The organism is Arthrobacter sp. A5 (assembly GCF_051131705.1).
Classification (GTDB): domain Bacteria; phylum Actinomycetota; class Actinomycetes; order Actinomycetales; family Micrococcaceae; genus Arthrobacter_M.
In genome coordinates this window covers 34,648-59,263 of sequence record NZ_CP180316.1, presented here as the reverse complement: position 1 = coordinate 59,263, position 24,616 = coordinate 34,648, and the positions used below count along the sequence as shown (strand labels likewise).

Genomic DNA, 24,616 nt, shown 5'->3' with positions numbered 1-24,616 from the left:
TTCGGCCGGGGGTGGCCCGCCGCCGTCGGCCGTTTCCGACCATCAACGATGCCTTCCTGTCGAGGTTCGACACTACTTTCGCGATGGTGGCCACGCTTGCACTTATTTCACTTATGCCAGATGATTGATACAAGTGAAAAGGAGATGTTGTCATGGCTGCGCTTACCGCCATCCAAAATGTTCGCACGATCGACGTTACGCCATCGCAAAGTGAAGAGGCCAGAGAAATGTCTCGGCGTTTTCACGAGGTTGATCCCAGCGATCTCCAAATCAAGATCCAGTCTTCGTCCGGAGAGGCGGTCATCGTGCCCGACGACCTGAGTGGTCTATTGCAGACCATCCTGCGACTCGCAGCTTCTGGCCATGCAATCGGGATCACCCAATTGCCGAAAGCCCTGACAAGCGTTGAAGCCTCCAAAATGCTGGGTATCTCTCGGCCGACATTGCTAAAGCTCGCGGCAAGCGGAGAAATCGCGTTCCACAAAGTTGGATCGCATACTCGATTTAGTCGCGCTGACCTTCGGGTCTTCGCAGAGTCGCATCTGGGCGACCAACGCAAGTCATTCGACGAGCTTCGGGAGCTGGAAGACTCCTTGGGTTTCAATCAGGACTAGTGTTCCGTGTTAATGGTTTGTTTGCGTTTCATCTTGCCCAGGAGATACTCCGCTGACTTGGTCCAGGTGAATGGTTTGGCGTCCTGGTTGTAGTTCTCGATGTAGCGTTCCATGGTTTCCTCCAGCTCTTTCACGGAGCTGAATGCTCCGCGTTTGAGGCACTGGCGGGTGATGATCCCGAAGAAGATCTCCACCATGTTCAGCCAGGAACAGCTGGTCGGGGTGAAATGCAGGCTCACGCGCGGGTTTTCGGCCAGCCAGTCCTTCACGTTCTGGTGCTTATGGGTCGCATAGTTGTCGCAGATGACATGCAGCTCAACCCCGGGGTGGGCGTGGGCGACCCGGCCCAGGAAATCGACGAACTCGATGTTGGTGTGCTTTGGGTAGAAGGCGTTCGCGCTGAGTTTGCCGGTGAGAACCTCCAAGGCGGCGAACAAGGTGGTGGTGCCGTTGCGCTTGTAGTCGTGCGTCTGCTGCAGCGGGTGGGTCGGGGACAGCGGCTGGTCCGGGCCGGTGCGGGACAGTGCCTGGATTTGGGTCTTCTCATCAATGCTCACCACCACCGCGTTTTCCGGCGGGGACATGTACAGGCCCACCACGTCCCGGAGCTTGGACTCCAGGGCCGGGTCGGTGGAGAATTTAAACGTCTCGATCCGATGCGGCTGGATCTTCCAACGGCGCCAGATTCGGGCCACGGACGAAAAAGAGATTCCGTGGCGTTCGGCCATGATGCGCGCGGACCAGTGCGAGATCCCCAGCTCCGCCGGCGGGTTCCCGTCATTGGTCAGGGTGTCGGCAATCAGGGCGAGTTCGTCGATCTCCCGCTCCCGGCCCGGGCGCTGGACATCGGACAGGGCCTCGATCCCGCCCTCGGCATAGCGGTTGCGCCACTTCAAAACCGTGGGCGCCGAAAACCCGGTGATCTTCTCAATCTGGACATTCGGCATCCCGTCAGCAGCCAACAAAACCGTGCGCGCCCGCAACGCCAACGTCGCAGTGGAAGAATTCCCACGAGTCAACGCTTCCAGGGCGCCCCGGTCCCCGTCGCGCAACTGAAGTGCCTTTGCCAGATAAACCATGGATCAAGTCTGACAAACAATCAGACCCAAAGGAAACAACGACACGCTACACTAGGTGCCATCGTAGGCGTGGCCCCGGGGACCGCATAGGCTGAGCCCATGCAACCTGGGGCCACACTCATTTTCTTAGACGCTAACGTTCTCTACTCGCGTACGCTTCGAGATTGGTTTTCCCTGATCTCCCTCAATTCCGGCGTTGAAGGAATCGTATTGCGCTGGAGCGAAGACGTGATGACGGAGTTCCTATATAACCGACGGCGAGATAATCCGGGTGCTTCGGACAGTGACATCGGCCGTTGGCGCAAAGTGCTGACAAACTCGTTCCCGAACGCAATGATCTCTGGGTACGAGATCCATCCGAGCCTCTTGAAAGGCAAGGACAAGCATGATGCTCACGTGGTCGCCGCAGCGGCGCATGGGCACGTCGACTATCTGGTAACAGCAAACCACAAAGATTTTGAGGAATTTTCAGAGCAATTCGAGTTTGCAATATTCCTACCGGATGACATGCTCTCCCTCACGGCGGAGCGGCGACCTGACGCGATTTTAGCAGCAATCAAAAAGCAGTGCAGCTACTGGGCCGCTCGACCAGGATCCAAATCGCTACCCGCCGCTCTGATCGATGCTGGCGCGCCGGATTTTGCCGGTTATGTCAAGGCTCAGCTGGCGGGCTTGGCGCTCTCCGGCCTCTACAACATCTGATTGATTGTCAGTCAGTCATATTTGCGAAATTGGCAGACACGTCATGGCTGCGCAGGGGGAAGCCGGAGAGCAGCACGCCGGAAAATCCGCCTAGCTCCGGCCGCCGGGCGGACCAATGACCAGCAGTGTGCTCATGATGACAACAACGGCCAGCACAAAGACGCCGCCCAGGACGGCCGGGCGGCGAAGCATCCAGCGCAGCAGCCGGCTGACCGGGGTGTGATCGCGCGGGTCAGCGGTCGCGGTACGCCGCCAAGCGCCGTCGAGCATTCCGTTCCGGTCCATCACCAGATCGAAGGGAATGGTGGCGTAGGGGATGATGGCGGTTGCGACGGCCAGGGTGGTCAGCCGCTTCGGCCAGTGCTGGTTCACGCCCACCAGCCCGGCGGTCAGCGCATAGCTGATGAAGACGAAGCCATGGATGGATCCGGCGATCTGCACCGGGAGACCGCCGGCGTTAAAGGCGTACTTGAGCACCATGGCGATGATCAGCAGGGTCCAGGTGACGGCCTCGGCAAAGGCGAGCGTCCGGTAAAAAAGGCGTGGTGACATGCGTGGTTCAAGTCCTAGGGTTGTCGGATTGGTCAGTCGGTAGGTACCGCGGCCTGAGGGTAGGGGCGGTGCGAGTCAGGGGACATGTACGGTGGGCAGTCCGTTGATGATCAGTTCGCACGTGATGGCGCTCAGCTGTGCCGCATCGGCACCGTGGCCGACCTGCCGCGTGGCGCCGTCGACCATTCCCTGGATCAGGGCGGCGTGTGCTTCCGGGGAGGGCACGTCGAGGTAGACCAGGCTCCGCAGCATCGGCTCGGTGATGTCAAGGTGCAGGTCCCGGAACCTCTCGCGCTGGGCCGCGGTGAAGTCCACTTTGTCCAGCGCCGCGGCGATGTCATGCCTTCCCTCCGACACCATCATGAGGGTCCGCGAAACGTAGGTCTGCAGCTGCGGCCAGCCAGGGTCGGCGTCGACGACGGCGGCCCTGACGTCGGCGGCCCACTCGCCGAACGCCAGCGCGGCCACCTCGGCAAGCAGATCGCCGGAGGAGCCGAAGTAATCATAAACACTGCTCCTGGCCAGGCCCGTTGCGCTGCCCACCCTAGCCAGCGTGACGCCCGCGGCACCCCCGTTGAGCAGGTCGTTTCGGGCCGCAGCCCGCGGGGCGGCGCGGCCAGGAGGGCGGCGCGGCGGTTTTCGCGACGTCCGGTGTCCATAATCGTCCGGCTTCCTTCCCGCCGACACCGTGTCGGTTCACTCGTCAGCCTACGGCGCACCGACACCGTGTCGGCAATCGGAGGCCCGGCCGGAAAATTGACCCACCATTGTGCCGCGAGGAAGGGGCTGCCCCACGAAACCGGGGCCGGGCAGCACCGTTCTCGTGGGCCGGCCCCTGCCTCGCGGCCGCGGCCCCTCGCCATGCGGCCTTCGGGGCTGCGTGCGGCCTGGAATCCGTCACCAAACCGCAACCCGCCGTCGTCGTCATATGGCCCAGATCACAGCAGTGCCCGCTGTAAGGTCGGCACAAGGCGCTCTCGGGCGCATCCCCGATGAGAGAAGCAAGCTATGCGATCACGATATGCCGCCGTCTCCGTCCTTGCCGCTGCGGCCCTCATGCTCACGGGGTGCGTTGACAACAGCTCTCCTGCCGCGGGTAGTGGCGCCTCCTCCGGTTCCGCCGGCTTTGCGGACGCGGTTGCGGTCAAGAAGAACGACGCGATAGCGGCCAAGCTGTCGGAGAAGATAAAGGCCGCCGGGGTCCTCAACGTCGGGATGGCGAATAATTACCCGCCGAACGAATTCAAGGACGGCGATGGCAAACCCGCCGGTTGGTCCGTGGATCTGACCAACGCCCTGGGCCAGGTGCTCGGCCTGAAGGTCAACTTCGACATCGGCACGTTCGATAACATCCTGCCCGCCATCAAGGCCGGCAAGGATGACATGGGTATGTCCTCCTTCACGGATACTGCCGAGCGGGAGAAGCAGGTGGACTTCATCAACTACTACTCGGCCGGCATCCAGTGGGCCGCCCCGGTGGGCAAGACAGTGGATCCGGAGAACGCCTGCGGCCTCAAGGTGGGTGTGCAGGCCACCACCTATGAGGACACGCATGAGGTCCCTGCCAAATCGAAGGCCTGCACCGACGCGGGTAAGGCGGCCATCGAGATCTTCAGGTACGACGCGCAGGATCAGGCCACCAATGCCCTGGCGGTTGGGCAGGTGGATGCGATGAGCGCCGATTCGCCTGTCACGCTGTATGCGATATCGCAGACAAAGGGCAAGCTGCAGACGGCCGGCGATGCGTTCGAGGTCGCGCCGTACGGCATACCCGTGGCGCAGAACAGCGAGTTCACCCCGGTGCTGCAGAAGGCCCTCCAGGCGCTGATCGATGATGGCAGCTACACCAGGATCCTGGCCAAGTGGGGTGTGGAAAGCGGCGGTGTTCAGACGGCGGCCCTCAACGTCGGCGCGAAGGGGTAACCGACAATGACGGATCCGGAGCAGGCCCGTAGCGCCACTCCCCCGGACTCCGGCGAGGAGGGCGAGGCCATCAAGGCCGTCCCGCTGCGGCACCCGTGGCGCGCCCTGATCGCCGTCGTCCTGGTGCTCGCGCTTGCGGTCTTCATTCTCGACGCCGCCCAGCGCGAGGATTACGGCTGGGCCGATGTGGGCAAATACATCTTCGACAAGCGGATCAGCCAGGCCGCGCTGGTGACCCTGCAGCTGACCGTTTATTCCATGCTGATCGCCATTGTCCTCGGGCTGCTTCTGGCCATCATGCGGCTCTCGCCAAACCCGGTGGTCAAGAGCGTCGCCTGGTTGTATCTGTGGATCTTCCGCGGCACGCCGGTCTATGTACAGCTGGTGTTCTGGGGCATCGTGGCGCTGATCTACCCGGTGCTCACTCTGGGCGTTCCCTTCATGACGCCGTGGGTGACCGTGCCCAATGACGTTTTCCACAATCTCTTTATCACCGCGGTGATCGGGCTGGCGCTCAATGAGGCGGCGTACATGTCCGAGATTGTGCGCGCCGGCCTGTTGTCGGTGGATGAGGGGCAGGAAGAGGCCTCCAAGGCGCTGGCAATGTCCTGGGGACAGACCATGCGCTACATCGTGGTGCCGCAGGCCATGAAGATCATCATTCCGCCCACCGGCAACGAGGTGATCTCGATGCTCAAAACCACGTCCCTGGTGGCGGCGATACCGTTGAGCATCGACCTCTACGGCGTCTCCCGCGGCATTTCAGCGGTGACGTTCACTCCAGTGCCGCTGCTGATCGTGGCCTCCATCTGGTATCTGCTGTTCACCTCGGTGCTGATGGTGGGCCAGCATTTCATTGAAAAGCGCTTCTCCCGCGGGACCGGGCGGCGCAAGGCGGACAAGCCGACGGCGGGCGGCGACCCGGCCGCCGTCGCGGGTTCCGACGCCGGTAACGGCCCGACGACGGCGGCACTGATCGACGCGCCCGCCGGCAATGATGCAGGGGGCAAGGGATGACGGGCATGACCATGGTGCACGCGGACCGTGTATCCAAAAGCTTCGGGTCCAACAAGGTGCTGCGAAGCATCAGTCTGAGCGTCGACGCCGGCGAAGTGCTGTGCATTGTGGGTCCCAGCGGCTCCGGAAAGTCCACCTTTCTGCGCTGCATTAATCACCTGGAACGGGTCGATGCCGGCCGGCTCTCCGTGGAAGGCCAGCTGGTCGGCTACCGGGAGAAGGGCGGCAGGCTGTACGAGCTCAAGCCGAAGGAAGCGGCCTTCCAGCGCCGGGACATCGGCATGGTGTTCCAGCGCTTTAACCTCTTCCCGCATTTGACCGCGGTGGAGAACATCATCCAGGCCCCGATGCGCGTCAAGCGGATGTCCAAGGCCAAGGCGACGGCGCGGGCGATGGAGCTGATGGAACGGGTGGGGCTGGGCGACAAGGGCGATTACTACCCGGCGCATCTCTCCGGCGGCCAGCAGCAGCGCGTGGCCATTGCCCGGGCGCTGGCGATGGACCCGAAGCTGATGCTCTTCGACGAACCGACCAGCGCGCTGGACCCCGAGCTCGTCGGTGAGGTGCTGGATGTCATGAAGGGGCTGGCCAAGAGCGGAATGACCATGATCGTGGTGACACACGAGATGGGGTTCGCGCGTGAAGTGGCGGATTCATTGGTGTTCATGGACGGCGGCGTCGTGGTGGAATCCGGCGATCCGCGCCAGGTGCTGACCGACCCGCAGCATGAGAGGACCAAGGCTTTCCTGTCCAAGGTCCTCTGACCGGGATGCTCTGACCGGGGAAACGCTGATCCGCCGCCTGCCGGCCACTCGAAGACGGGGCGTGCCCACCAAACCGGTGCTGGGCAGCACCGGTTTCGCGGGTACGCCCCGTTATCAGCGGCGCGGGGCGAACTCAGCGGGCCGGTTCCAGCGGCTGAGACCATGGCCGCCCGTGAGGGCTGCAACTCCCTCCCATACACGTTGCAGCACGCTCATGATGCCCATCGGGCGGTCGGGCACGGTGGAATCACCCGCCATTCCGGCCGCCTGAGGCACGGGTCCGGTCCACGGAATTGGAGCAGGCGCGGCCAGATCCAGCCCCAGCGCCGGGTCCAGTCCTGCGTCCAGTGCCGCATCCAGCGCCGGGTCCCTACCCGGCCCCGGCTCCCGGCCCAAGTCCACACTTCGGACGGAGGTCAAGGCCCGTCGTCCCATCCACGTGCCCAACGCCGCCACCCACTTCCGGCCCGTCGGTGCATAAATACGGTGCGGGGGACCGCCAGATGAACGCCGGTCACGGGTGCAGCGGCCGCGCAGACGCTGGGCAGGAGCAGGCGCGCGGCCCGCGCATAGCCCAGCGGCGAGGAATGGAAATGGTCAGTCGCGAACATCTGCCCCGGGTTTTCCAGAAACTGCGGCCCGAGCATACCGCCAATCGCAACCGCCCGGCCACCCGCGCGCAGAACCACGAAAGTCTGCGCCACGGCCAGGACCCGGCTATACCATCCGGCGATGAAGCGCAACGGCGGCACTAGCGCCTGGATGGTCCCCATATCCGGACAGGTACCGACCACCACCTGACCCCCCTGTGACTGCAGATGCCGGATCGCGCTGGCAAGCAGCGCAGCCGACGCCGGGATGGAACGCAGCTGCATTACGTCGTTGCCGCCGACGAGGATCACTGTCACATCCGGAATCCCGGTCAGCAGTCCGATCTGCGCGGCCAGATCCCTCGATTCGGCACCCGAAACCGCAACGTTGTCCAAGATCACCGGTCGCGCGGCCTTCGCGGAGAGACCGCGGGCCAGCAGTGCGGGTATGGTCTGGCTGCGTCGCGAGGCGCCGACTCCGAGGGCGTTCGAATCCCCCAGCACAGCCAATCGGATGGTGGCACCTGCATACCCGGCGCCGTAGCTTCCCGCCGCCCGGGGAGTCTCCTCGGCCGTGGCCCTGCGGAAGTGAACCCCGACCCAATACGCCTCGACGACGGCGAGTACTACGACCGTGGCGAGGCTGCCAATGCACACCCGTGTTAAACGCAGGACCGCAACAACGAGCTTCCTGGCCCAAAGCGGCCGCCGGCCCGCGCCGCCGTCGTACTGACCGATCGTCATGGTCACGCCCTCATTCCCGAAAGGAAGGCTCGCGCCCTGCTATGGGTCACTCGTGGCCGGCCGGCCGTATCCTCCCACCCTACCCGCAGTGCTGCCGACTTCAGCGGGGAAAACTGCAGCCCGGGTCAGCGGCACTTCAGCCGGGCCAAACGGGAGGGACGATGTCTCCCTCAGCGACCGGAGGACGTGCACGCGCTACATGGTCTTCAAGGGCCACTTCGACATCGCCAGGTCGTTGGGCCTTGACATCAAGAGCGTGGAAACGCTGCCCCGCGGCAACTCCGATCACATGCGTATCCTCGTGACCGCCGAGTACAGCTAGGGCAGTTCCTCTTCGGGGCGCCATCGGCAACGCCCAAGTCTTGACGACGGGAATCCAAACCGGCCGGCGTCGTCCCCTTTCGCCCCGCAGCTACCCAAACTTTGTATAGTGAGGTCATGGCAACCCAACGTCCGCTCGGATTCTGGCTGAAGCTGGTTGACGGGCTCATTAACCAGCAGTTCGATGGTCTCGTGGAAGAACACGGCGTTACCCGCCGGCAATGGCAGATTTTGAATGTGCTGACCGGCAGTCCGTCCACCGAGGCAGAGCTCACGAAGGTGCTCAAGCCGTTTTTCGATTCCGAATCCGATGTCTCCGCCGCTGAGCCGGTTGCCGAACTGGTCGACAGCGGATGGGTGGCCGACGACGAAGGTCAATTCATGCTCACCGCGATCGGGCGTGAAAGCCTGGCCCGGCTTAGTGAAGTAGTGGAACGGCACCGGACGCAGATCGCCGAGGGCATCCCCGAAGAAGAATACGACGCCGCCGTGGACGTACTGCAGCGGATGGCCCACAACCTTGGCTGGAGTGAATGACCCATGTTGCCCGATGCTGAACACCCCACCGTCATTTTGAATGAGGCCGAGTGCTGGGACCTGCTGCTGGGAGCGTCGCTGGGCCGGCTGGCCGTAAGCGTGCACGATACGCCGGAGATTTTCCCTGTGAACTTTCTGGCCTACGACAAAAAGATCATGATCCGCACTGCGCCGGGCGAGAAGCTGCTGCAGCTGACCATCAACGGATCGGTTGCCCTTGAAACGGACGGCCGCTCCAGCAGCTCGGTGTGGAGTGTGGTGGTCAAGGGCCAGGCACGGCAGCTGCAGAGCGGGGCGGAGATCGAGATGGCGGAGAAACTCGCCCTGCGGCCGTGGACCTCGTCGGTGAAGTCCGCATTCGTGGAAATAGTCCCCAGCCAGGTGACCGGCCGCCGGCTGCATACTGGTCCGGAGCTGGAGCGGACCGACCTCAGCGGCTAATACGTGTTTTGTCCGGGGCACTGGATACCCTGAGAGCAGGGCAGGCGTTCCGCTGGGAGCGATCGACTGATGGCGAGGATGAAACATGACGGAAGCACAATTCACCGTGGACACCGCAATGGTCCTGGCGGAGGTCGCGCACTCCCGGCAGAAGGACAAACTTAAGCGCCCGTATGTCGAACACGTGCTGGCGGTCGGTGATGCGCTGGCCGATTTCGACGATGATATCCGGATCGCCGGCTACCTGCACGATATTGCCGAGGATACGCCCATGACGCGGCAGGGCCTGCTCGACATGGGCGTACCGCCGCATGCCGTCGAGCTCATTGAGCGTGTTTCCAAGAATCTGCAGGACGATCCGGACGACTATCTGGCCTGTATCCGCGCCGTTGCGGAGGATCACGACGCGACGCTGGTCAAGATCTCCGACAATGCGCATAATTCGCTGCCGGAGCGCGTGCAGGCCTTGGCCAGAAAATGGCCGGAGAAGACGCCGACCACCAAGTACGCCGACGCGCGGGAAATTCTCTACCGTGCGGTACCCGAATCCGAGGTGCTGCTCATCCTGAACCGGGCAAACCCTGACCTCATCCCGACGCTGGAGGCCATCGTCGCCGCGGACAACACGGATTCAGCGGAAGCGCATGATCCCGCGGGACACGCCGACCGGTGACACCCGAAGGGAGATAGCAGCACCTCAGCATCGGCGCGGCATCCCAGGTCCACGCCGGGGCCTCGGCGATCCTTGGACGCCAGAACGGGACGCCGCAATAAAGTGCCGCGTCGGCGAAGGCGTGGCTTCACCGGTGCGATAAAGAGCCTGGCGGAGCCCGCGATGGCCTTGAGCTCCGTATGGCAGACGGAGCCGACCTCCGGAAAGCGATCGGTGAGGCACGGCCGCGCCGCCGTGGACTTCACGTCGTCGGAACCGACGGCGCTCAGCGCTCCCCGGGTCACGACCACCGGCTTCACGCCCTGCCGAGGGCCCCGCGCCCGTCACTACCAGGCGGTCCAGTCCCCGGCGGGAAATGTCAGCACCCGCTGATACGTTGTCATCACCACTACAGAACAGTCGGAGGCAGCGTGTTTCTTCTTGAGCCGGAGCATGCGGGCGATCCGCAGGACCTTGTCTATTCGGCAAGCGATCTGGTGATCGCGGCGCAGTGCGAGTACCAGCTGCTGCGCAAGCTGGACGAGTGCCTCGGCCGCACGCCGAAGGTGGTTTTCGCCGCGGACGACATGCTGGAGCGCGCCGCGAAACTCGGCGATGTCCACGAGCATAGGGTCCTGGAGCGGTATCTGGCCGACTTCGGACCGTGGAATCCGGCCGCCGGCACGGGCGTCTACAACGTTGTTCCCGCCACGTCGATGGACCGCGGAACGCTGCAGGCCAAGCATGCCGAATCCATCGCCGCCCTGACGAACAGTGCGGACGTGGTATTCCAGGCGGCGTTCTTTGACGGCACCTTCCACGGCCGGGCGGACTTCCTGGTCAGGTCCCCGCGCAGAACGGACGACGGCGCCGGCACACCACCCGCCGCAATCGGTGGCGGCCGGGGTGTCGGCCGAGCTGGCACAGACCATTCAGATCCGGGGACTACCGACGCTGCGGCCACGTATGCCGTGTTCGATACCAAACTTGCCCGGCACGCCAAGGTTACGGCGCTGCTGCAACTCGCCGCCTACGGTGACCAGCTCCTGAAAGCCGGGATTACGCCGTCGCCCGTTGTGACCCTGCTCCTGGGCGACGGAAGGCACAGCGATCACCCCCTGGCGGACGTCCTGCCCGTCTTCCGGGAGCGTCGGCGCCATTTCCTGGGCATTACCGCTGAACACCGGGCCGACCCGGGCCCGGTCGGATGGGGCGACAGCCGCTACACCGCGTGCGGGCGGTGCGATTACTGCGCCGAGCAGGTCCGGTTGCACCGCGACCTGCTGATGGTCGCCGGCATGACGCTAAACCGCCGCCGGAAGCTGATGGACGCCGGCATTGCCGGGATCGACCAGCTGGCAGCCATGACCGACGACGACGGCGCTGGGCCGGATCCGACCACCGTGCGGCTGCGGGAGCAGGCCCGGCTGCAGACCGGCACCGCCGTCCCGGACGGCACCGTGGCATACCCTGGGCCGGACGGAACACCGCGGGAAATCAGCTACACCGTGCTGCCGGACAACACCCTGGGCCGCTTACCTAAGCCCTGCCCCGGTGACATCTTTTTCGACTTCGAGGGCGATCCGCTCTGGCAGGACCCGGCGACCGGCAAGTGGGGTCTGGAATACCTCTTTGGCGTGTTGGAAAACCCGGAGTCACCGGGCGGAGAGCCGGTCTTTCGTCCGATCTGGGCGCACGGCCGCGGCGAGGAACGCCATGCCTTTCTGGATTTCCTGGCCTATGTGGCCGAACGCCGCGCCGTCTTCCCCCTGCTCCGGATCTATCACTACGCCCCGTATGAGAAGACGGCCCTGCGCCACCTTTCGCTGATCCATGTGGTGGGCGAGGACGCCGTGGACGGGCTGCTTCGGGACGGCATCCTGGTGGATCTGTACGAGACGGTCCGGCACAGCCTGCGGATCTCCGCGGAGTCGTACAGCATTAAAAGACTCGAACCCCTGTACATGGGCAGCCATCTGCGCAGCGGCGATGTCACCGATGCCGGCGCATCGGTGGTGGCCTATGCGGACTACTGCGACGCCCGGGACGCCGGCGACCCGGAGCAGGCCGACCGGATTCTGGCCGGGATTTCCGACTACAACAAATACGATTGCCTCTCGACCCTGGAACTGCGCAACTGGCTGCTGCGGCTCGCAGCCGACCGCGGAATTCGATCGGCCCCCGCGCGGACCGCCCCGCTGGAGACCGAGCAGCCCGGGCCATCGCCCAAAGAAGCCCGGCTGCTGGACTACGTCGCCGCCCGCAGCGCCACTCTGGCCGGCGCGGCGCTGACCGCGGAGGATCAGGCCATCGCCATGGTGGCCGCGGCCGTCGGTTATCACCGGCGCGAAGACAAGCAGTTCTGGTGGGGGCATTTTGACCGGCTGAACCAGCCTGTCCCCGATTGGGCGGATACGCGCGATGTCTTCATCGTGGACCGGGCCGAGGTGCTCCAGGACTGGGGCAAACCCACCGCGCGCAGCAACGCGGTGCGGACCCTCCGGCTGACCGGCCGGATGGCCGATGGCTCGGGTTTCGCACCGGGAAAAACCTTCTTCCGGATGTATGAACCGCCCTTCCCGCAGGCCCTGCAAAAGAGCGACGACGGCACCAACGGGCGGGCGGGCTGGTTCAGCACCGAGGTGCTCGAGGTGGAGCACCGCAGCGATGCGGACATACTGGTGGTGACCGAAAAACTCCGTAAGGGTGCTGACGAGCATGCCGACTTCCCCGTCGCGCTGACCCCGGACAGCCCGATCGCCACCAGGGGACAAAAAGACGCCCTGTCCGAACTGGCCGCCAGGGTCGGTTCCGCCCTGCCCGGGCTGCCCAAACATCCCGCGCTGGATCTTCTCTGCCGCGCAGCACCCCGGCTGTCCACGCTGCCGGTACTGCCGCCGGTGGCGGCCGGGCCCGACGGCTACGCAGATGCCATCACCGCGGCGGTCGCCGATCTGGACCGTTCCTATCTGGCGGTGCAGGGACCTCCGGGAACCGGCAAGACCCATGTCGGCTCCCACGTCATTGCAAATCTCGTGGCGCGCGGGTGGAAGGTCGGCGTTGTCGGACAGTCGCACGCCGTCGTCGAAAATATGCTCCGCGCCGCCATCGACAAGGCCGGCGTCCCGGCGGACCGGGTGGCCAAGCGGCCCACCGATCCCCGGGCCGCGGTTCCGTGGGCCGGGAAGTCCGACGACGGCGCCGCGGAGCTCCTTACCACTCCGGGCGGCGCCCTGATCGGTGGCACAGCATGGACCATGACCGGCGCAAGAATTCCGGAGAATGCCCTGGATCTGCTGGTGATTGACGAGGCCGGGCAGTTTTCGCTGGCCAACACCATGGCCGTCTCCCGGGCGGCGAAAAGGCTGCTGCTGCTCGGGGACCCGCAGCAGCTCCCGCAGGTGACGCAGGGGACCCATCCCGAACCGGTGGACGAATCGGCGCTCGGCTGGCTCTCCCGCGGCGCCCACACCCTCTCCGCCGGCCTCGGGTATTTCCTGGCAACATCGTGGCGGATGCATCCACAACTATGCGCGGCCGTGTCGGAACTGTCCTACGACGGCCGGCTCGGGTCGGCTCCCGCGGCGTCCCAGCGGCACCTGACGGGGACGCCTGCGGGGCTGAGCTGCAGCTATGTCGAGCATTCCGGCAATTCGACCTCCTCCCCGGAGGAGGCTGCCGAGGTGGTCCGCCAGGTGCGCGCGCATCTGGGACTGGGCTGGTTGGATCCCAAGCACGGCGGCCAGGAACGTCCCCTCCAGCAGCAGGACCTTCTGGTGGTGGCCGCCTACAACGCGCAGGTCCAGCTGATCCAGCACGAGCTCCGGCTCGCCGGGCTAGCGGATGTGAGAGTCGGTACGGTAGATAGGTTCCAGGGCCAGGAGGCGCCGGTCGTGATCGTCTCCATGGCGGCTTCCGCGGCCGGTGACGTTCCCCGCGGGATGGAATTCCTGCTCTCCCGGAACCGCATTAATGTCGCGGTTTCCCGCGGGCAATGGCGCGCCGTCATCGTCCGCTCCCCGGCGCTGACCAATTACCTGCCCGTCCATCCCGAAGGGCTTGAGCAACTGGGCGGATTCATCGGGCTGTGCGACCGCGCACGGCCCGATGCGGCCGCCGTCGGGGTGCCGGTCGCCGCACCTGGCTCCGGCAACGGCGGAACGGAAGCCGCCACGTGAGAGCATTATCCAGTGTCTAATCACGCCGCCCGGCAGCTCGACCTCCCTCCCCTGGTGGATGTTGCGGACATCGTCCGGTTGGTCGGCGAGCCCACCTTCGACCGTGGCCGCGGCTACGCCAGAGATGGCGCCGTGCGGGAATTCAGCTGGGATCCTGGCGCCGGCCTGCTGACTGGCATTATCCTGGGCGGCGCCGGCGCCCCGTACCACTGCCGGATCAACCTGACTGCACGCGGCGGCGGCCGGCTCATGCCCGTTGGGAGCAGCTGCAGCTGCCCGGTGGGCTACGACTGCAAACATGTCGCCGCCACCCTGCTGAGCAGCAATACAGCCCGCGTACAGCAGGACATGAATGCCTTGGCATCAGCGCAGTTTGCTGCCATGAAACCCGCGCTAACACCCTCCGGCGCACCATCAGCTGAGCCAGCTGCGCCGTCGGCTGACGGGAAGGCGGTGGCAGCCTGGAAATCCTCGTTGAGCGCGCTCGTGCGGCCCGGAGGGGAGCGCGAACCTGTCGCGTGGACGAGTACAGCACCGGGGATTCCCCCCGGCGCGGCGCGGACAACGGTTACCGCGATGGGACTGCAGTTCGAGCTTCGTGCGCCGGCCCCGCGGCACCGGGACCGCTGGTCGCCTCCCGGATCCACCCCGAAGCAGGCCGGACCCGGCGGCTACCGGCTCGGTGTCCGGCCGGTCATCCACAACAGCAAGGGCAACTGGGTGAAGGGGAGCCTGACCTGGAACACGGTCAATTACCAGGTGCACCGGCTGAACCTGGACCCCGAACAGCACCGCTGGTTCTGCCAGTTCGCGCCGCTGCACCGGGCCAACGGCCAGGTATATTTCGGCCAGGACAATGACTGGCTGTTCCTAGATGATTTCAGCAGTCCGCTGCTGTGGAATCTGTTCGAGGACGCCGCCCGGCTCGGGATTGCACTGGTGGGAACCACGAAGGACGCCCTGATTACCGTCGGCACCAACGCTGCCGTGAGCCTCAACGCCTCCGCCGACGGGGCCGATGGTGCCATCGAGCTGACCGCTGCCCTGAGCATCGACGGTAGTCCGCACCCCGTGCAGTCCGCTGGCCTCATCGGCAACCACGGTGTATACGGCTACGCGCTGGCCCCGACCGTCATCACGCTCGCGCCCACCGCCGCACCGCTGTCCAAGGAGCAGCGGTCCGTGCTGCACCAGGTCTCTCCCGTAGTCGTACCGGCGCCGGACGTGAACGAGTTCATGGCAGAGTTCTACCCGAGGCTGCGGCAGTCCGTCCGGGTGGCCAGCTTGGATAATTCGGTGCAGTTCCCGGAGATCGAGCCGCCCGTACTCGTTCTCACCGCTGCCTACCAGCCCGGCCACACGCTGCTGCTGCACTGGGACTGGGAGTACCGGCAGCCGGACACCGCCGCCCGACTCCCGCTGCACCGGGCACCGGCTGTGCCCGGCTACCGCGATGTGCCCGCGGAGACCGCGCGGCTGCGGCTGGCGGAGGCGGCCCTGCGCCCGGCCGCGCTGAGCGAGGAGTCGACGCTGGTGGGCATTGACGCGGCCGAATTTAGCGAACAGGTCCTGCCGAAGGTGGAAATGCTCGACGGCGTCCGGGTGGATGTGCTGGGCGAACGCCCGGACTACCGGGAACTGACCGATCCCCCGCAGCTGACCATCAGCACCGTGGAGACGGACCAGCGCGATTGGTTCGATCTCGGCGTCATGGTCACAATTAACGGACGGAAGATCCCGTTCGACCAGATTTTCCGGGCGCTGGCCAAGGGCAAGACGAAGCTGCTGCTGGTGGACGGGACGTACCTGTCGTTGGATCAGCCGGTCTTCGCACGGCTGCACGAGCTCATTGACGAGGCCCGTGCGCTGCAGGAATGGGACACCGGATTGCGTATCAGCCGTTACCAGGCGGGTCTCTGGTCCGATTTTGAGGACCTAGCCGAGGACACGGAACAGGCGCAGAGCTGGCGCGCGGCCGTCACCGGGTTGCTGGAGCTCGACAATGTGGAGCCCACCACGCCGCCGGTAACACTGCAGGCCATCCTGCGCCCGTACCAGCTGGACGGCTTCAACTGGCTCGCGTTCCTCTGGCGGAACCGGTTGGGTGGCATCCTGGCCGACGACATGGGCCTGGGCAAGACGCTGCAGGCGCTGGCCCTGATCCTGCACGCGAAACAGCCCGCAGGACAGGCCGCCGGGCAGGCGCCAGGACAGGCGTCAGGGGAGCCTCCGTTTCTTGTCGTTGCCCCGACGTCCGTGGTCCCGAACTGGCTCTCCGAATCCGCCCGCTTCGCTCCCGCACTGACGGTTGTGGGCGTTACGGATACGCAGGGCAAAAGCGGCGTTCCGCTGGCCCGCACGACTGCCGGAGCCGACGTCGTCGTCACCTCGTATGCCCTGTTCCGGCTGGATTTTGAGGGCTACCAGGCACAGAATTGGGCGGGTCTGATCCTGGATGAGGCGCAGTTCGTGAAGAACCGCGCCGCCAAGGTCCATCAATGCGCCAAGGACCTCAATGTCCCGTTCAAGCTGGCCATTACCGGAACGCCGATGGAAAACAACCTGATGGAGCTGTGGTCGATCTTCTCCATCGTCGCGCCCGGCTTGTTTGCGTCGCCGCGGAAATTCACCGAGGATTACGTGCGCCCCATCGAACGCGGCGAGGACGCAGCGCTGCTGGCGCGGCTGCGGCACCGGATCCGCCCCTTGATGATGCGGCGCACCAAGGACGCGGTTGCCAAGGACCTGCCCGCCAAGCAGGAGCAGGTGCTCGAGGTGGAGCTCGGGCCGCGGCATAAAAAGATTTACGAGACGTTCCTGCAGCGCGAACGGCAGAAGCTGCTGGGCCTGATCCAGGATATGGACAAGAACCGCTTTATCGTCTTCCGCTCCCTGACACTGCTGCGCATGCTCAGTCTGGACGCGTCGCTGGTGGATGCGAAGTACGCTTCCGTGCCGTCGGCCAAACTCGAGGCCCTTTACGAGCAGCTCGAAGACGTCCTGACGGAGGGCCACCGGGCCCTGATTTTCAGCCAGTTCACCTCGTTTTTGAAGAAGACGGCCGAGCGGCTCGATGAGCAGGGCATCGCCTACTGCTATCTGGACGGCTCTACCCGTCGGCGCGCCGAGGTCATTAACCGCTTCAAGGATGGCGCTGCGCCGGTGTTCCTGATCAGCCTCAAGGCCGGCGGCTTCGGGCTGAACCTGACGGAGGCGGACTACGTCTTCCTGTTGGACCCGTGGTGGAACCCCGCGACCGAGGCCCAGGCCGTTGACCGGACGCACCGGATCGGCCAGACCCGCAACGTCATGGTCTACCGGATGATTGCCAAGGGCACCATCGAGGAGAAGGTGATGGCACTGAAGGAACGCAAGGCGAAGCTATTCAATTCGGTAATGGACGACGACGCCATGTTCAGTTCCGCGCTGACCGCCGACGATATCCGCGGGCTGCTGGAGTAGACGCCAGCGGAACCCGGTAGCCAACCAAGCCAGCCCGCGGAACCCGGTGGTCGGCCGAGGCGGCCCACGGCCGCGTGGAGACCCAGCCCACTCCGGCATTAGGTCCAACAGGAGTTCTAACGCAGGGGTTGCGGCGACTGCGCGGGAGGCTCCCCGCCCGGATCCCCCAAGGGTTCCACATCGGGATTCTCGTGCGGATCACCGAACGGACGGGTGCCCGGATCATGCGTGGGATCGCCGAGCGGTTTCGCATCCGGGTTTTCCCGTGGATCACTTCCGGGTAGCGGCTCCGGGGGAATACTCCCGGCTGCGTCCGGACCCGGGCGGGCGCCCGCAGATTCCGTATTCTGATGTCCCATGTCCATGCCGCTTCTCCTCGCTGGTAACGCGGCCGCAGTTTCGTGGCCTTGGACCCCTTGTCCAGGCCACCGGCCGCAATTTCACGGTACCCGCGTTGTCCGGGACGCGGAAGAGGGCGCGGCCAGGCCGGCGACGTGGGCCTGAACATATCGGAGGCGGATTGCGGCCTCCCATGGGAACCAGGCGGAGGGCCACCCCTTGATACTCACAGTGGCAGGCAACACACTTCTCGGAGTACCCGTTGTGCACCGACGGCGGACACGACGTCCTCATGGGTACTTCGATGAACCCAGTCAGTTAAAACCCAGTCAGTTAAAACCAGTCAAGGGGAAGAAACGATGGCGTACCCGGCGAAGTTTTCCACTCTCAACGCGCTGCAGCTCACGGACGAGGCCCGGCGCACGCTGACCCGGATAATCCGGGTGGCGTTTCCCCACCCGAAGATCCCGGACGGGCCCTACGAACGGATGGCCGACAAGATCATCACCGAGGCGGACGACTCCACCTGGTTCCGGGTCGCCCTGACCCAGGGGCTGCTCACCCTTGATTCGCTCACCACGGAGCACTTCCTGGAGCTGACCGAGGACAGGGCTCTGGCCGTGCTCAAACGCATCGCGGACCTGGAGTTCTTCGGCTTCATCCGCAGAACCACAGTGTTGAACTTTTACGATGATCCAGAGGTCTGGGCGCTTCTCGGCTACGAGGGTGAGTCCTTTGACAAGGGCGGCTACCTCCACCGCGGGTTCAATGACCTTGCTTGGCTGCCTGAGCCTCGGATCGAAGAATGCGAGGAGGCGCTGGCCGAGGTGGGTCCGCTGGGTTACGTCATTGCAAAGACCGGGCCCGACGGCGGGGCGGCGCCAGCAGCGGCGCCCGTATCTGCCGCCGAACCAGCGAAGACCGCACTGACCGATGAACCGTTTGACGACGTGTTCAAGGGAACCGGCATGGTCGAAGGCGGCGAAACAGCATGAGCGAGAATCAATCGACAAGCTTCGCGCACGATGACAGTTCCGTCGTCGTGATTGTCGGCTCAGGGGCTGGCGGGGGCACGCTGGCCCACGAACTAACGGAAAAGGGTGTCAAGGTGGTCCTGCTGGAAGCCGGCGGCCACCTCGGCAATGAGGACTATGTCAACAATGAGTGGGAGGCGTTCAACCAGATGGCCTGGCTGGACCCGCGGACCACGTCCGGCAGCTGGCGGGTCGCCCGGGACTTCCCCAATCTGCCGGCGTGGGTCGTGAAGGCCGTCGGCGGCACCACCACGCACTGGGCCGGTGCCACACCCCGTTTCAAGGCCCACGAATTCAAAACCCGCAGCACCTACGGGCGGATTGACGGTGCCAATCTGTTGGACTGGCCCATCACCTTGGCGGACCTGGCCCCGTACTACGACAGGGCGGAGCAAAAGATCGGCAGCACCCACCGGCACGGGCGCCCGGCCCTGCCCGCGAACAACAATTACAAGGTCATGGCCGCCGGTGCCCAACGGCTCGGCTACCGGCACTACGCCACGGGTCCCTACGGTACCAATGCCGAGCCCTACGACGGTCGCCCCGCGTGCATCCAGGACGGTTTCAACTTCCAGGGAGACAAAAACAAGTCCAAATGGTCCACCTTGGTCTCGGAAATTCCCAAGGCCCTGCGCACCGGAAAGCTTGACCTGCGCCCCAACAGCCAGGCCGTGCAGATCACCCACACACCAGAAGGTTCGGTGGACAGTGTGCTGTACATCGACGCCGACGGAGAGCTCCAGCAGCAAAGGGCCCGGATAGTGGCGGTGGCCGGCAATTCCATCGAGACACCCCGACTGCTGCTGCTCTCCGGCTCGCCTCTCTTCCCGGACGGGTTGGCAAACTCCTCCGGCCAGCTGGGACGCAACTATATGCGCCATACCACCGGCTCCGTGTACGCCAGATTCGACAAGCCAGTGCACATGTACCGCGGCGAGACCATGGCCGGACTCGTCGCAGACGAGTCCCGCCATGACGCGGACCGCGGATTTGCCGGCGGCTACTATCTGGAAACCATCTCGCTGGGACCGGCCTTCCTGGCCAGCTTTATCGATCCGGGTGCCTGGGGACCTGGATTCACGGCGCTACTGGAAGATTATGAGAACACCGCGGGGCTATGGATTGTGGGTGAGGATATGCCGCAGGCAAGCAACCGCGTCACCTTGAACACGTCCGTCATGGACCGGCTTGGCCTGCCGGTTCCTAACGTGCACTATGACGATCACGCGAACGATGCTGCCATGCGCGGTCACGCCTATCGGCAGAGTTCACTGCTCTATGACGCCGTGGGCGCACTCTCGACCCATCATACGCCGCCCTACCCGTCCACGCACAACATGGGCACCGCGAGGATGAACGAGCGCCCCGAGGACGGTGTGGTCAATCAGTGGGGTCAGACGCATGATGTCCCGAACCTTTTCGTCTCCGACGGCTCACAGTTCACCACCGGTGCGGCGGCCAAGCCGACGCTGACCATAGTCGCCCTGGCGATCCGGCAGGCGGAATATATTGCAGAGCAGATGAAGGCGACCGCGATCTGACCGCCGCGAGGCGGGTCCGCGCGGAAGCTGTCCGCCGCGGAGCCGCTACCCGATCGTGAGCTCGCTCATCCGGCCCCAGCCCTCGGCTCCGATCTTTTCGCTGATGATGTGCGGTGTCTCCACCAAGGCCTGCGGCATGATCTTCATGGCCTGTTGGAAGTGTGCACTGTTGACGTGCTCTCCGGCCGCGTCGTCCTGGAAGGCCTCCACCAGAATAAATTCGTGGGGTTTATCCACGCTGCGGGACCAGTCGAACCAGAGATTGCCGGGCTCTTGGCGAGTAGCCTCGGTGAAGCCACGGGTCAGGTCCAGCCAGCGGTCCGACCAGTCCGGCTTGACGTTGAATTTAACGACGATGAAGATCATTGCGGGGCCGCCTTCGTAGCTGCTTTTGGTCCATCCTGCCACAAACTCACGGCGCCGGAGGGGACGGGGGGGGTTCCTCGACGCCGCGATCCCGGACGGACTCGTCCGTTACGTTGGTTAGTGCCCCAGCACCGGATAGTCGGTGTATCCGCGTGCCCCCTCGGTGTAAAAAGTCAGCGGATCCGGCGTATTCAACGGCAGGTCCTCCCGCCACCGGCGGACCAGATCGGGATTGGCTATCGCCGGCCTGCCCACCACGACGGCATCAGCATGGCCGTCCGCCATCAGGGCCAGCGCTTCATCACGCGTTGTCAGGACCCCGAAGCCGCTGTTGATCAGCAGCGGACCTTCGAACCTGGCGCGCAAATGGCGCACCAGGTCTCCGGCCGGATCCTTATGCAGAATACTCAAATAGGCCAACCCCAGCGGCGCGATCGCGTCCACCAGCGCACCGTAGGTGGCCCGGACGTCGTCGGCATCGGTTTCCATCGTCCCCTGGACATTGTGCTCGGGTGAAACACGGATTCCCACCCGGTCGGCCCCGATCTCCGCCGCCACTGCCCGCACAACTTCGACAACAAAGCGCGCCCGGGCTGCCGGAGAGCCGCCATAACCGTCCACGCGCCGGTTAGTGGAGGGAGCCAGGAATTCGTGCAGCAGATAACCGTTCGCGCCATGCAGTTCAACGCCGTCGAATCCGACCTCTACCGCGTTACGGGACGCCTGGACAAACTCCGCGCAAACCAGCGGCAGCTCTGCAGCGGTGAGCTCGTGCGGGACAGGATACGGCTGCTTACCGTCGTACGTCCTGGTTACCCCATCGATCGCGACCGGGCTGGGCCCGACCACGGCGTATCCGCCGGTGGTGGCCTCGTGGGTGACACGGCCGGCATGCATGACCTGGGCAAAGATGCGGCCACCGTCGGCGTGGACCGCCTCCGTGACCTTTCCCCAGCCGGCAAGCTGTTCCGCCGTCACCAGGCCAGGCTGGCCCGGGAACCCCTGGCCGGCATGGCTCGGGTAGGTTCCTTCGCTGACGATCAGTCCAAGCGAGGCACGCTGCCGGTAATGTTTCACCATCAGCGGCCCGGGTACACCATCGCGTCCGGCGCGCGACCGGGTGAGTGGCGCCATCACCAACCTATTGGGCAGTTCCAGGGGACCGAGGGTCAAAGGGGAAAACAGGTTCACGGGGCTCTTTCCGGTTGGGGCGGGTTCAGTTGGCGTAATGGGCACCGCGCACCGACTATTCCCCGGTGAGAGCCCGGTCACGCGGTACAAAGTTCTGGTACCACGTCAGGGCCGGAAACGCGGTCCTCATGGCCGCTGACGACTACGCCGCATGGCAGGAGAGCGCATATCTTTTCCCCTGATGGTCATCCAGGGCCGCTATCACTATGGCGTGTACCTCTGGCGCTACGTCAAATGATCCTGGCCGCCGTCCGGAGCCGAACCCGCAACCCGTCCCGGACCATAAAAAAGTCCCGCAGGCCGAAACCTGCGGGACTTTCCTGCTCTCAAACCGTTTCCAGTCTGAAACTGCTAAGCGTGCGCGAGGGGGGATTTGAACATATGTCCCCTGACCAGCATTTAGCGTCGTTTAGGCCCATTTTCAGCCAATAAATCGAGGGCGGAAGAAATGGCAACGAACCTAAAACAGCATCCCAATACAGGTAAAAGCAGGGGCGGCAGTATCGCGTTCAGTATCACGGGAAGGCTGGAGATGAGTCTCCGCGAATGTCTGGAGGAAATCATCAGCGGCTTGGATGCGAACGGCAACCCGCGCCGGGTGGTCAGCGTCCGGGAGCTGCGGGAGCTGCTCGCAGTACCCATCCAATAGGAAACGGTCCCGGTATCACCGCCACCAAGCCGGATACCGAAGCCGTTTAGACCAACACCAACCAATTAAGGAGCAAGTCATTATGTCGAGCGTAACAAGCCCCGCAAGGATCACCAACGCCCCGAGCCGTCTCAGCTTTAAGGAATTGCAAAACTTGACCGAACTCACTAAATGTATGCGCCGCAAGTGGGATTTATCAGTGATTCAGTCAGCGCTACAAGGCCTAATCTCCGACGCATTTTCGTCCCGGACCATCCGCCGCGAAGTCACAGCCGGATTGTATGACCCGGACGTGATGACCCCGGGTCAGGTACTCGAACGGTTCCGCGAACTCACACCGGACTTCATCAACATCCCGGACCCGGAGCAGCACGTTCGGTGCCCCCGTTGTGAGGAAACGGTCTCCACCGACTGCATGTATCCGAGTATCGCGGCACGGTGCCACAGCGTCTTGATCTGTGACGACTGCGAAGCGGATGAGGACGGGTTCAAGTCCCGGAATATGGCGGTCCCGTCCAAGTCGTCGTGGCCGGTTGAGCGGCGAGTCTACTACTGCGAAAAGGACCTTTAGGCCATGCCCAGCAATGGCACGGAGCACCCCCAGCAGCCCCCAGGGATGAGCGCCTGGACGTGCACGCCGTCCAGACCGGGTGTAACCGGAACCGGGGGTATATAACAGGCTATACACCGGTATCAGGCTAAACGGATACGGCGTTAGCTGAAGAAGCCCCCGAATCATCGAGAAACCCGACTGCTTACGCCTCACATCGGTAACCACCGAAGCCACGTTAGAATCACGGTTAGCGTTGTACATGCGAAGCCGCAAATCCTCAGTCGGGTACTGGCCCACACCATTCGTCTCACTCGCCAACGTCCGCAAATAGTACTTCCCCGCCACCTCGACAATGCGGTCAATGAACGCTGAATAAGCCCACTTGTGCCTCACCTCCAGATACGGGATGAAAAACACCAGCCCCTCCCCCAAAAGCCCACGATTCTGGCCGTAATCCTCCAACACGCTCACCAACGTTAAGGCGTTGGCATCCTGGGCGTAACCCCAATCAACGCCAGCCGCAGCAACATAAGGCCTGTCGATCCATGCCTCCAAATCCTCCGGGGAAGTCATTTCATAGTCAGCCACCGCGCCCATGATTTCCTCCTCACTAAAGTAAGAACCAACGTTGTCCGCCCATTCGGCCAGTATCTCGGTACGGAACCCAACCAGCAGCAGCAGCCGCCTCAAAATTCCTATCGACAGCACCAGTCACGACAAAACTCCAATCCAAAAAATAGTGTGCAGAAATCCGGGTACGGTGCGGGGGTGGGTGCCCTCTCGCCCTGTGGGGGTGGGGGTCATGGCCTGCACGCTAAGGCGTCGGGGTCTGCGGCGTTGTCCCAGTCCGTCGGCCAGCCGACACGGAAGAAGTGGAACATGGTTGCGTCAACCCCAACCGGGCCGCTGATGCTGTGGCTGATGGTCTCGATGAAGGCGGCGTCGTCACTGCCCGTTGTGAGAGTCAGGCGTGTGCCTGTGCTGTGGTACTCCACCATGACAAGGTGCGTGTCCGTGCCCTCGGGTGACAGCCCATTAGCGGGTAGGTCTGTGAGTGTGTGGACGCCCACGATGGCGAACCCGCCCGGTGCTGGCGTGCCGCTGGTGTGTGCCTGCTGGAGCGCCTCAGCGTAGGTGAGTGCCCAGTCATCGGGGGCTGCACGATCTTAGGCATACGCACGCAACCCTACTCCTGGCCGCGGGCATCCCGGTAAAGGTCGTTTCAGAGCGGCTGGGGCACGCCAACGCAACGATCACGCTAGGGGTTTCAGGACTCTGGACATAGGGCGTGACTGTCGCGATGGCTTCCGTGTGATTCCGGTGTTTTTGTTGAGTGGTCGGCTGTTAATTTTCCCTCAGACGCGATA

23 protein-coding genes and 1 pseudogene are annotated in these 24,616 nt (G+C 64.1%); 14 read left to right on the top strand and 10 right to left on the bottom strand.

Translation table 11 applies throughout. The annotated features are described in order from the left end of the window. Positions 1-152: 152 nt before the first annotated feature. Positions 153-614: a helix-turn-helix domain-containing protein gene (locus ACLLJI_RS00280; RefSeq protein ID WP_434616547.1), complete on the top strand. Its 462-nt coding sequence runs from the start codon at positions 153-155 to the stop codon at positions 612-614. Here the strand turns inward: ACLLJI_RS00280 and ACLLJI_RS00275 are convergent. Next, positions 611-1,693: an IS630 family transposase gene (locus ACLLJI_RS00275; protein ID WP_434612124.1), complete on the bottom strand. Its 1,083-nt coding sequence runs from the start codon at positions 1,691-1,693 to the stop codon at positions 611-613. The two genes, ACLLJI_RS00280 and ACLLJI_RS00275, sit on opposite strands and share 4 nt — an antisense overlap. Before the next feature lie 228 nt (positions 1,694-1,921). On the opposite strand from ACLLJI_RS00275, the gene ACLLJI_RS00270 reads away from it, so the two are divergent. Further along, a complete protein-coding gene (locus tag ACLLJI_RS00270; RefSeq protein WP_434616544.1) occupies positions 1,922-2,395 on the top strand; it encodes a PIN domain-containing protein in 474 nt (157 codons plus the stop codon). Positions 2,396-2,485: 90 nt separating this feature from the next. Here the strand turns inward: ACLLJI_RS00270 and ACLLJI_RS00265 are convergent, their stop codons facing one another. Together ACLLJI_RS00265 and ACLLJI_RS00260 are read right to left on the bottom strand one after the other, a co-directional pair. Beyond that, positions 2,486-2,947 (bottom strand): DUF3817 domain-containing protein, encoded by a 462-nt coding sequence (locus ACLLJI_RS00265; protein ID WP_434616541.1) that lies wholly within the window; start codon positions 2,945-2,947, stop codon positions 2,486-2,488. 75 nt (positions 2,948-3,022) lie between these two features. After that, positions 3,023-3,634 (bottom strand): TetR/AcrR family transcriptional regulator, encoded by a 612-nt coding sequence (locus ACLLJI_RS00260; protein ID WP_434616538.1) that lies wholly within the window; start codon positions 3,632-3,634, stop codon positions 3,023-3,025. A gap of 321 nt (positions 3,635-3,955) precedes the next feature. Between ACLLJI_RS00260 and ACLLJI_RS00255 the strand changes: the two genes are divergently transcribed. From ACLLJI_RS00255 to ACLLJI_RS00245, 3 genes are read left to right on the top strand one after another with little or no spacing between them, the layout of a single operon-like run. Beyond that, positions 3,956-4,870, top strand: coding sequence for an ABC transporter substrate-binding protein (locus ACLLJI_RS00255; protein WP_434616535.1), 915 nt, complete (start codon positions 3,956-3,958; stop codon positions 4,868-4,870). Positions 4,871-4,876: 6 nt separating this feature from the next. Continuing rightward, positions 4,877-5,887: an amino acid ABC transporter permease gene (locus ACLLJI_RS00250; protein WP_434616532.1), complete on the top strand. Its 1,011-nt coding sequence runs from the start codon at positions 4,877-4,879 to the stop codon at positions 5,885-5,887. Continuing rightward, on the top strand, positions 5,884-6,651 hold the full coding sequence (locus ACLLJI_RS00245; protein ID WP_434616529.1) for an amino acid ABC transporter ATP-binding protein: 768 nt from the start codon (positions 5,884-5,886) through the stop codon (positions 6,649-6,651). Before ACLLJI_RS00250 ends, ACLLJI_RS00245 begins: the two co-directional genes overlap by 4 nt. 114 nt (positions 6,652-6,765) lie before the next feature. Here the strand turns inward: ACLLJI_RS00245 and ACLLJI_RS00240 are convergent, their stop codons facing one another. After that, on the bottom strand, positions 6,766-7,071 hold the full coding sequence (locus tag ACLLJI_RS00240; RefSeq protein ID WP_434616526.1) for a hypothetical protein: 306 nt from the start codon (positions 7,069-7,071) through the stop codon (positions 6,766-6,768). Next, on the bottom strand, positions 7,068-7,985 hold the full coding sequence (locus tag ACLLJI_RS00235) for an SGNH/GDSL hydrolase family protein (RefSeq protein ID WP_434616523.1): 918 nt from the start codon (positions 7,983-7,985) through the stop codon (positions 7,068-7,070). The genes ACLLJI_RS00240 and ACLLJI_RS00235 overlap by 4 nt, the downstream gene beginning before the upstream one ends. A gap of 163 nt (positions 7,986-8,148) precedes the next feature. Here ACLLJI_RS00235 and ACLLJI_RS00230 point away from each other — a divergent pair. The 6 genes and pseudogenes from ACLLJI_RS00230 to ACLLJI_RS00205 form a co-directional block, all read left to right on the top strand. Continuing rightward, positions 8,149-8,307, top strand: a pseudogene (locus ACLLJI_RS00230) (endonuclease/exonuclease/phosphatase family protein); the annotation flags it as partial. Positions 8,308-8,423: 116 nt separating this feature from the next. Then, positions 8,424-8,843, top strand: coding sequence for a MarR family winged helix-turn-helix transcriptional regulator (locus tag ACLLJI_RS00225; RefSeq protein WP_434616520.1), 420 nt, complete (start codon positions 8,424-8,426; stop codon positions 8,841-8,843). Between the two features lie 3 nt (positions 8,844-8,846). Continuing rightward, positions 8,847-9,284 carry a pyridoxamine 5'-phosphate oxidase family protein gene (locus ACLLJI_RS00220; RefSeq protein WP_283559598.1) on the top strand — a complete coding sequence of 146 codons (438 nt, stop codon included), beginning with the start codon at positions 8,847-8,849 and terminating at the stop codon, positions 9,282-9,284. 85 nt (positions 9,285-9,369) lie between these two features. Continuing rightward, positions 9,370-9,957, top strand: coding sequence for an HD domain-containing protein (locus ACLLJI_RS00215; protein ID WP_283559599.1), 588 nt, complete (start codon positions 9,370-9,372; stop codon positions 9,955-9,957). 410 nt (positions 9,958-10,367) lie between these two features. Continuing rightward, positions 10,368-14,114, top strand: a complete 3,747-nt coding sequence (locus ACLLJI_RS00210; protein ID WP_434616515.1) for a TM0106 family RecB-like putative nuclease — start codon at positions 10,368-10,370, stop codon at positions 14,112-14,114. Between the two features lie 12 nt (positions 14,115-14,126). Further along, positions 14,127-17,576 carry an SNF2-related protein gene (locus ACLLJI_RS00205; RefSeq protein WP_434616512.1) on the top strand — a complete coding sequence of 1,150 codons (3,450 nt, stop codon included), beginning with the start codon at positions 14,127-14,129 and terminating at the stop codon, positions 17,574-17,576. A gap of 116 nt (positions 17,577-17,692) precedes the next feature. Here ACLLJI_RS00205 and ACLLJI_RS00200 read toward each other — a convergent pair whose 3' ends face one another. Further along, positions 17,693-17,941 (bottom strand): hypothetical protein, encoded by a 249-nt coding sequence (locus tag ACLLJI_RS00200; RefSeq protein ID WP_434616509.1) that lies wholly within the window; start codon positions 17,939-17,941, stop codon positions 17,693-17,695. 333 nt (positions 17,942-18,274) lie between these two features. Between ACLLJI_RS00200 and ACLLJI_RS00195 the strand changes: the two genes are divergently transcribed. Next, positions 18,275-18,910: a hypothetical protein gene (locus tag ACLLJI_RS00195; RefSeq protein WP_434616506.1), complete on the top strand. Its 636-nt coding sequence runs from the start codon at positions 18,275-18,277 to the stop codon at positions 18,908-18,910. Beyond that, entirely contained in the window at positions 18,907-20,490 is a 1,584-nt protein-coding gene (locus ACLLJI_RS00190; RefSeq protein WP_434616503.1) for a GMC family oxidoreductase, read from the top strand. Before ACLLJI_RS00195 ends, ACLLJI_RS00190 begins: the two co-directional genes overlap by 4 nt. Positions 20,491-20,535: 45 nt before the next feature. Here the strand turns inward: ACLLJI_RS00190 and ACLLJI_RS00185 are convergent, their stop codons facing one another. The 4 genes from ACLLJI_RS00185 to ACLLJI_RS00170 all read right to left on the bottom strand — a co-directional run bounded on the left by ACLLJI_RS00185 (position 20,536) and on the right by ACLLJI_RS00170 (position 24,319). Further along, positions 20,536-20,856, bottom strand: coding sequence for a putative quinol monooxygenase (locus ACLLJI_RS00185; protein ID WP_434616499.1), 321 nt, complete (start codon positions 20,854-20,856; stop codon positions 20,536-20,538). 117 nt (positions 20,857-20,973) lie between these two features. Beyond that, positions 20,974-22,047, bottom strand: coding sequence for an alkene reductase (locus tag ACLLJI_RS00180; RefSeq protein WP_434616496.1), 1,074 nt, complete (start codon positions 22,045-22,047; stop codon positions 20,974-20,976). Positions 22,048-22,919: 872 nt separating this feature from the next. Further along, complete coding sequence (locus ACLLJI_RS00175; RefSeq protein WP_434616493.1) at positions 22,920-23,939, bottom strand: hypothetical protein; 1,020 nt, start codon at positions 23,937-23,939, stop codon at positions 22,920-22,922. A gap of 110 nt (positions 23,940-24,049) precedes the next feature. After that, positions 24,050-24,319: a hypothetical protein gene (locus ACLLJI_RS00170; RefSeq protein WP_434616490.1), complete on the bottom strand. Its 270-nt coding sequence runs from the start codon at positions 24,317-24,319 to the stop codon at positions 24,050-24,052. 68 nt (positions 24,320-24,387) lie between these two features. On the opposite strand from ACLLJI_RS00170, the gene ACLLJI_RS00165 reads away from it, so the two are divergent. Beyond that, positions 24,388-24,534: a tyrosine-type recombinase/integrase gene (locus tag ACLLJI_RS00165; RefSeq protein WP_434616487.1), complete on the top strand. Its 147-nt coding sequence runs from the start codon at positions 24,388-24,390 to the stop codon at positions 24,532-24,534. Positions 24,535-24,616: the final 82 nt, after the last annotated feature.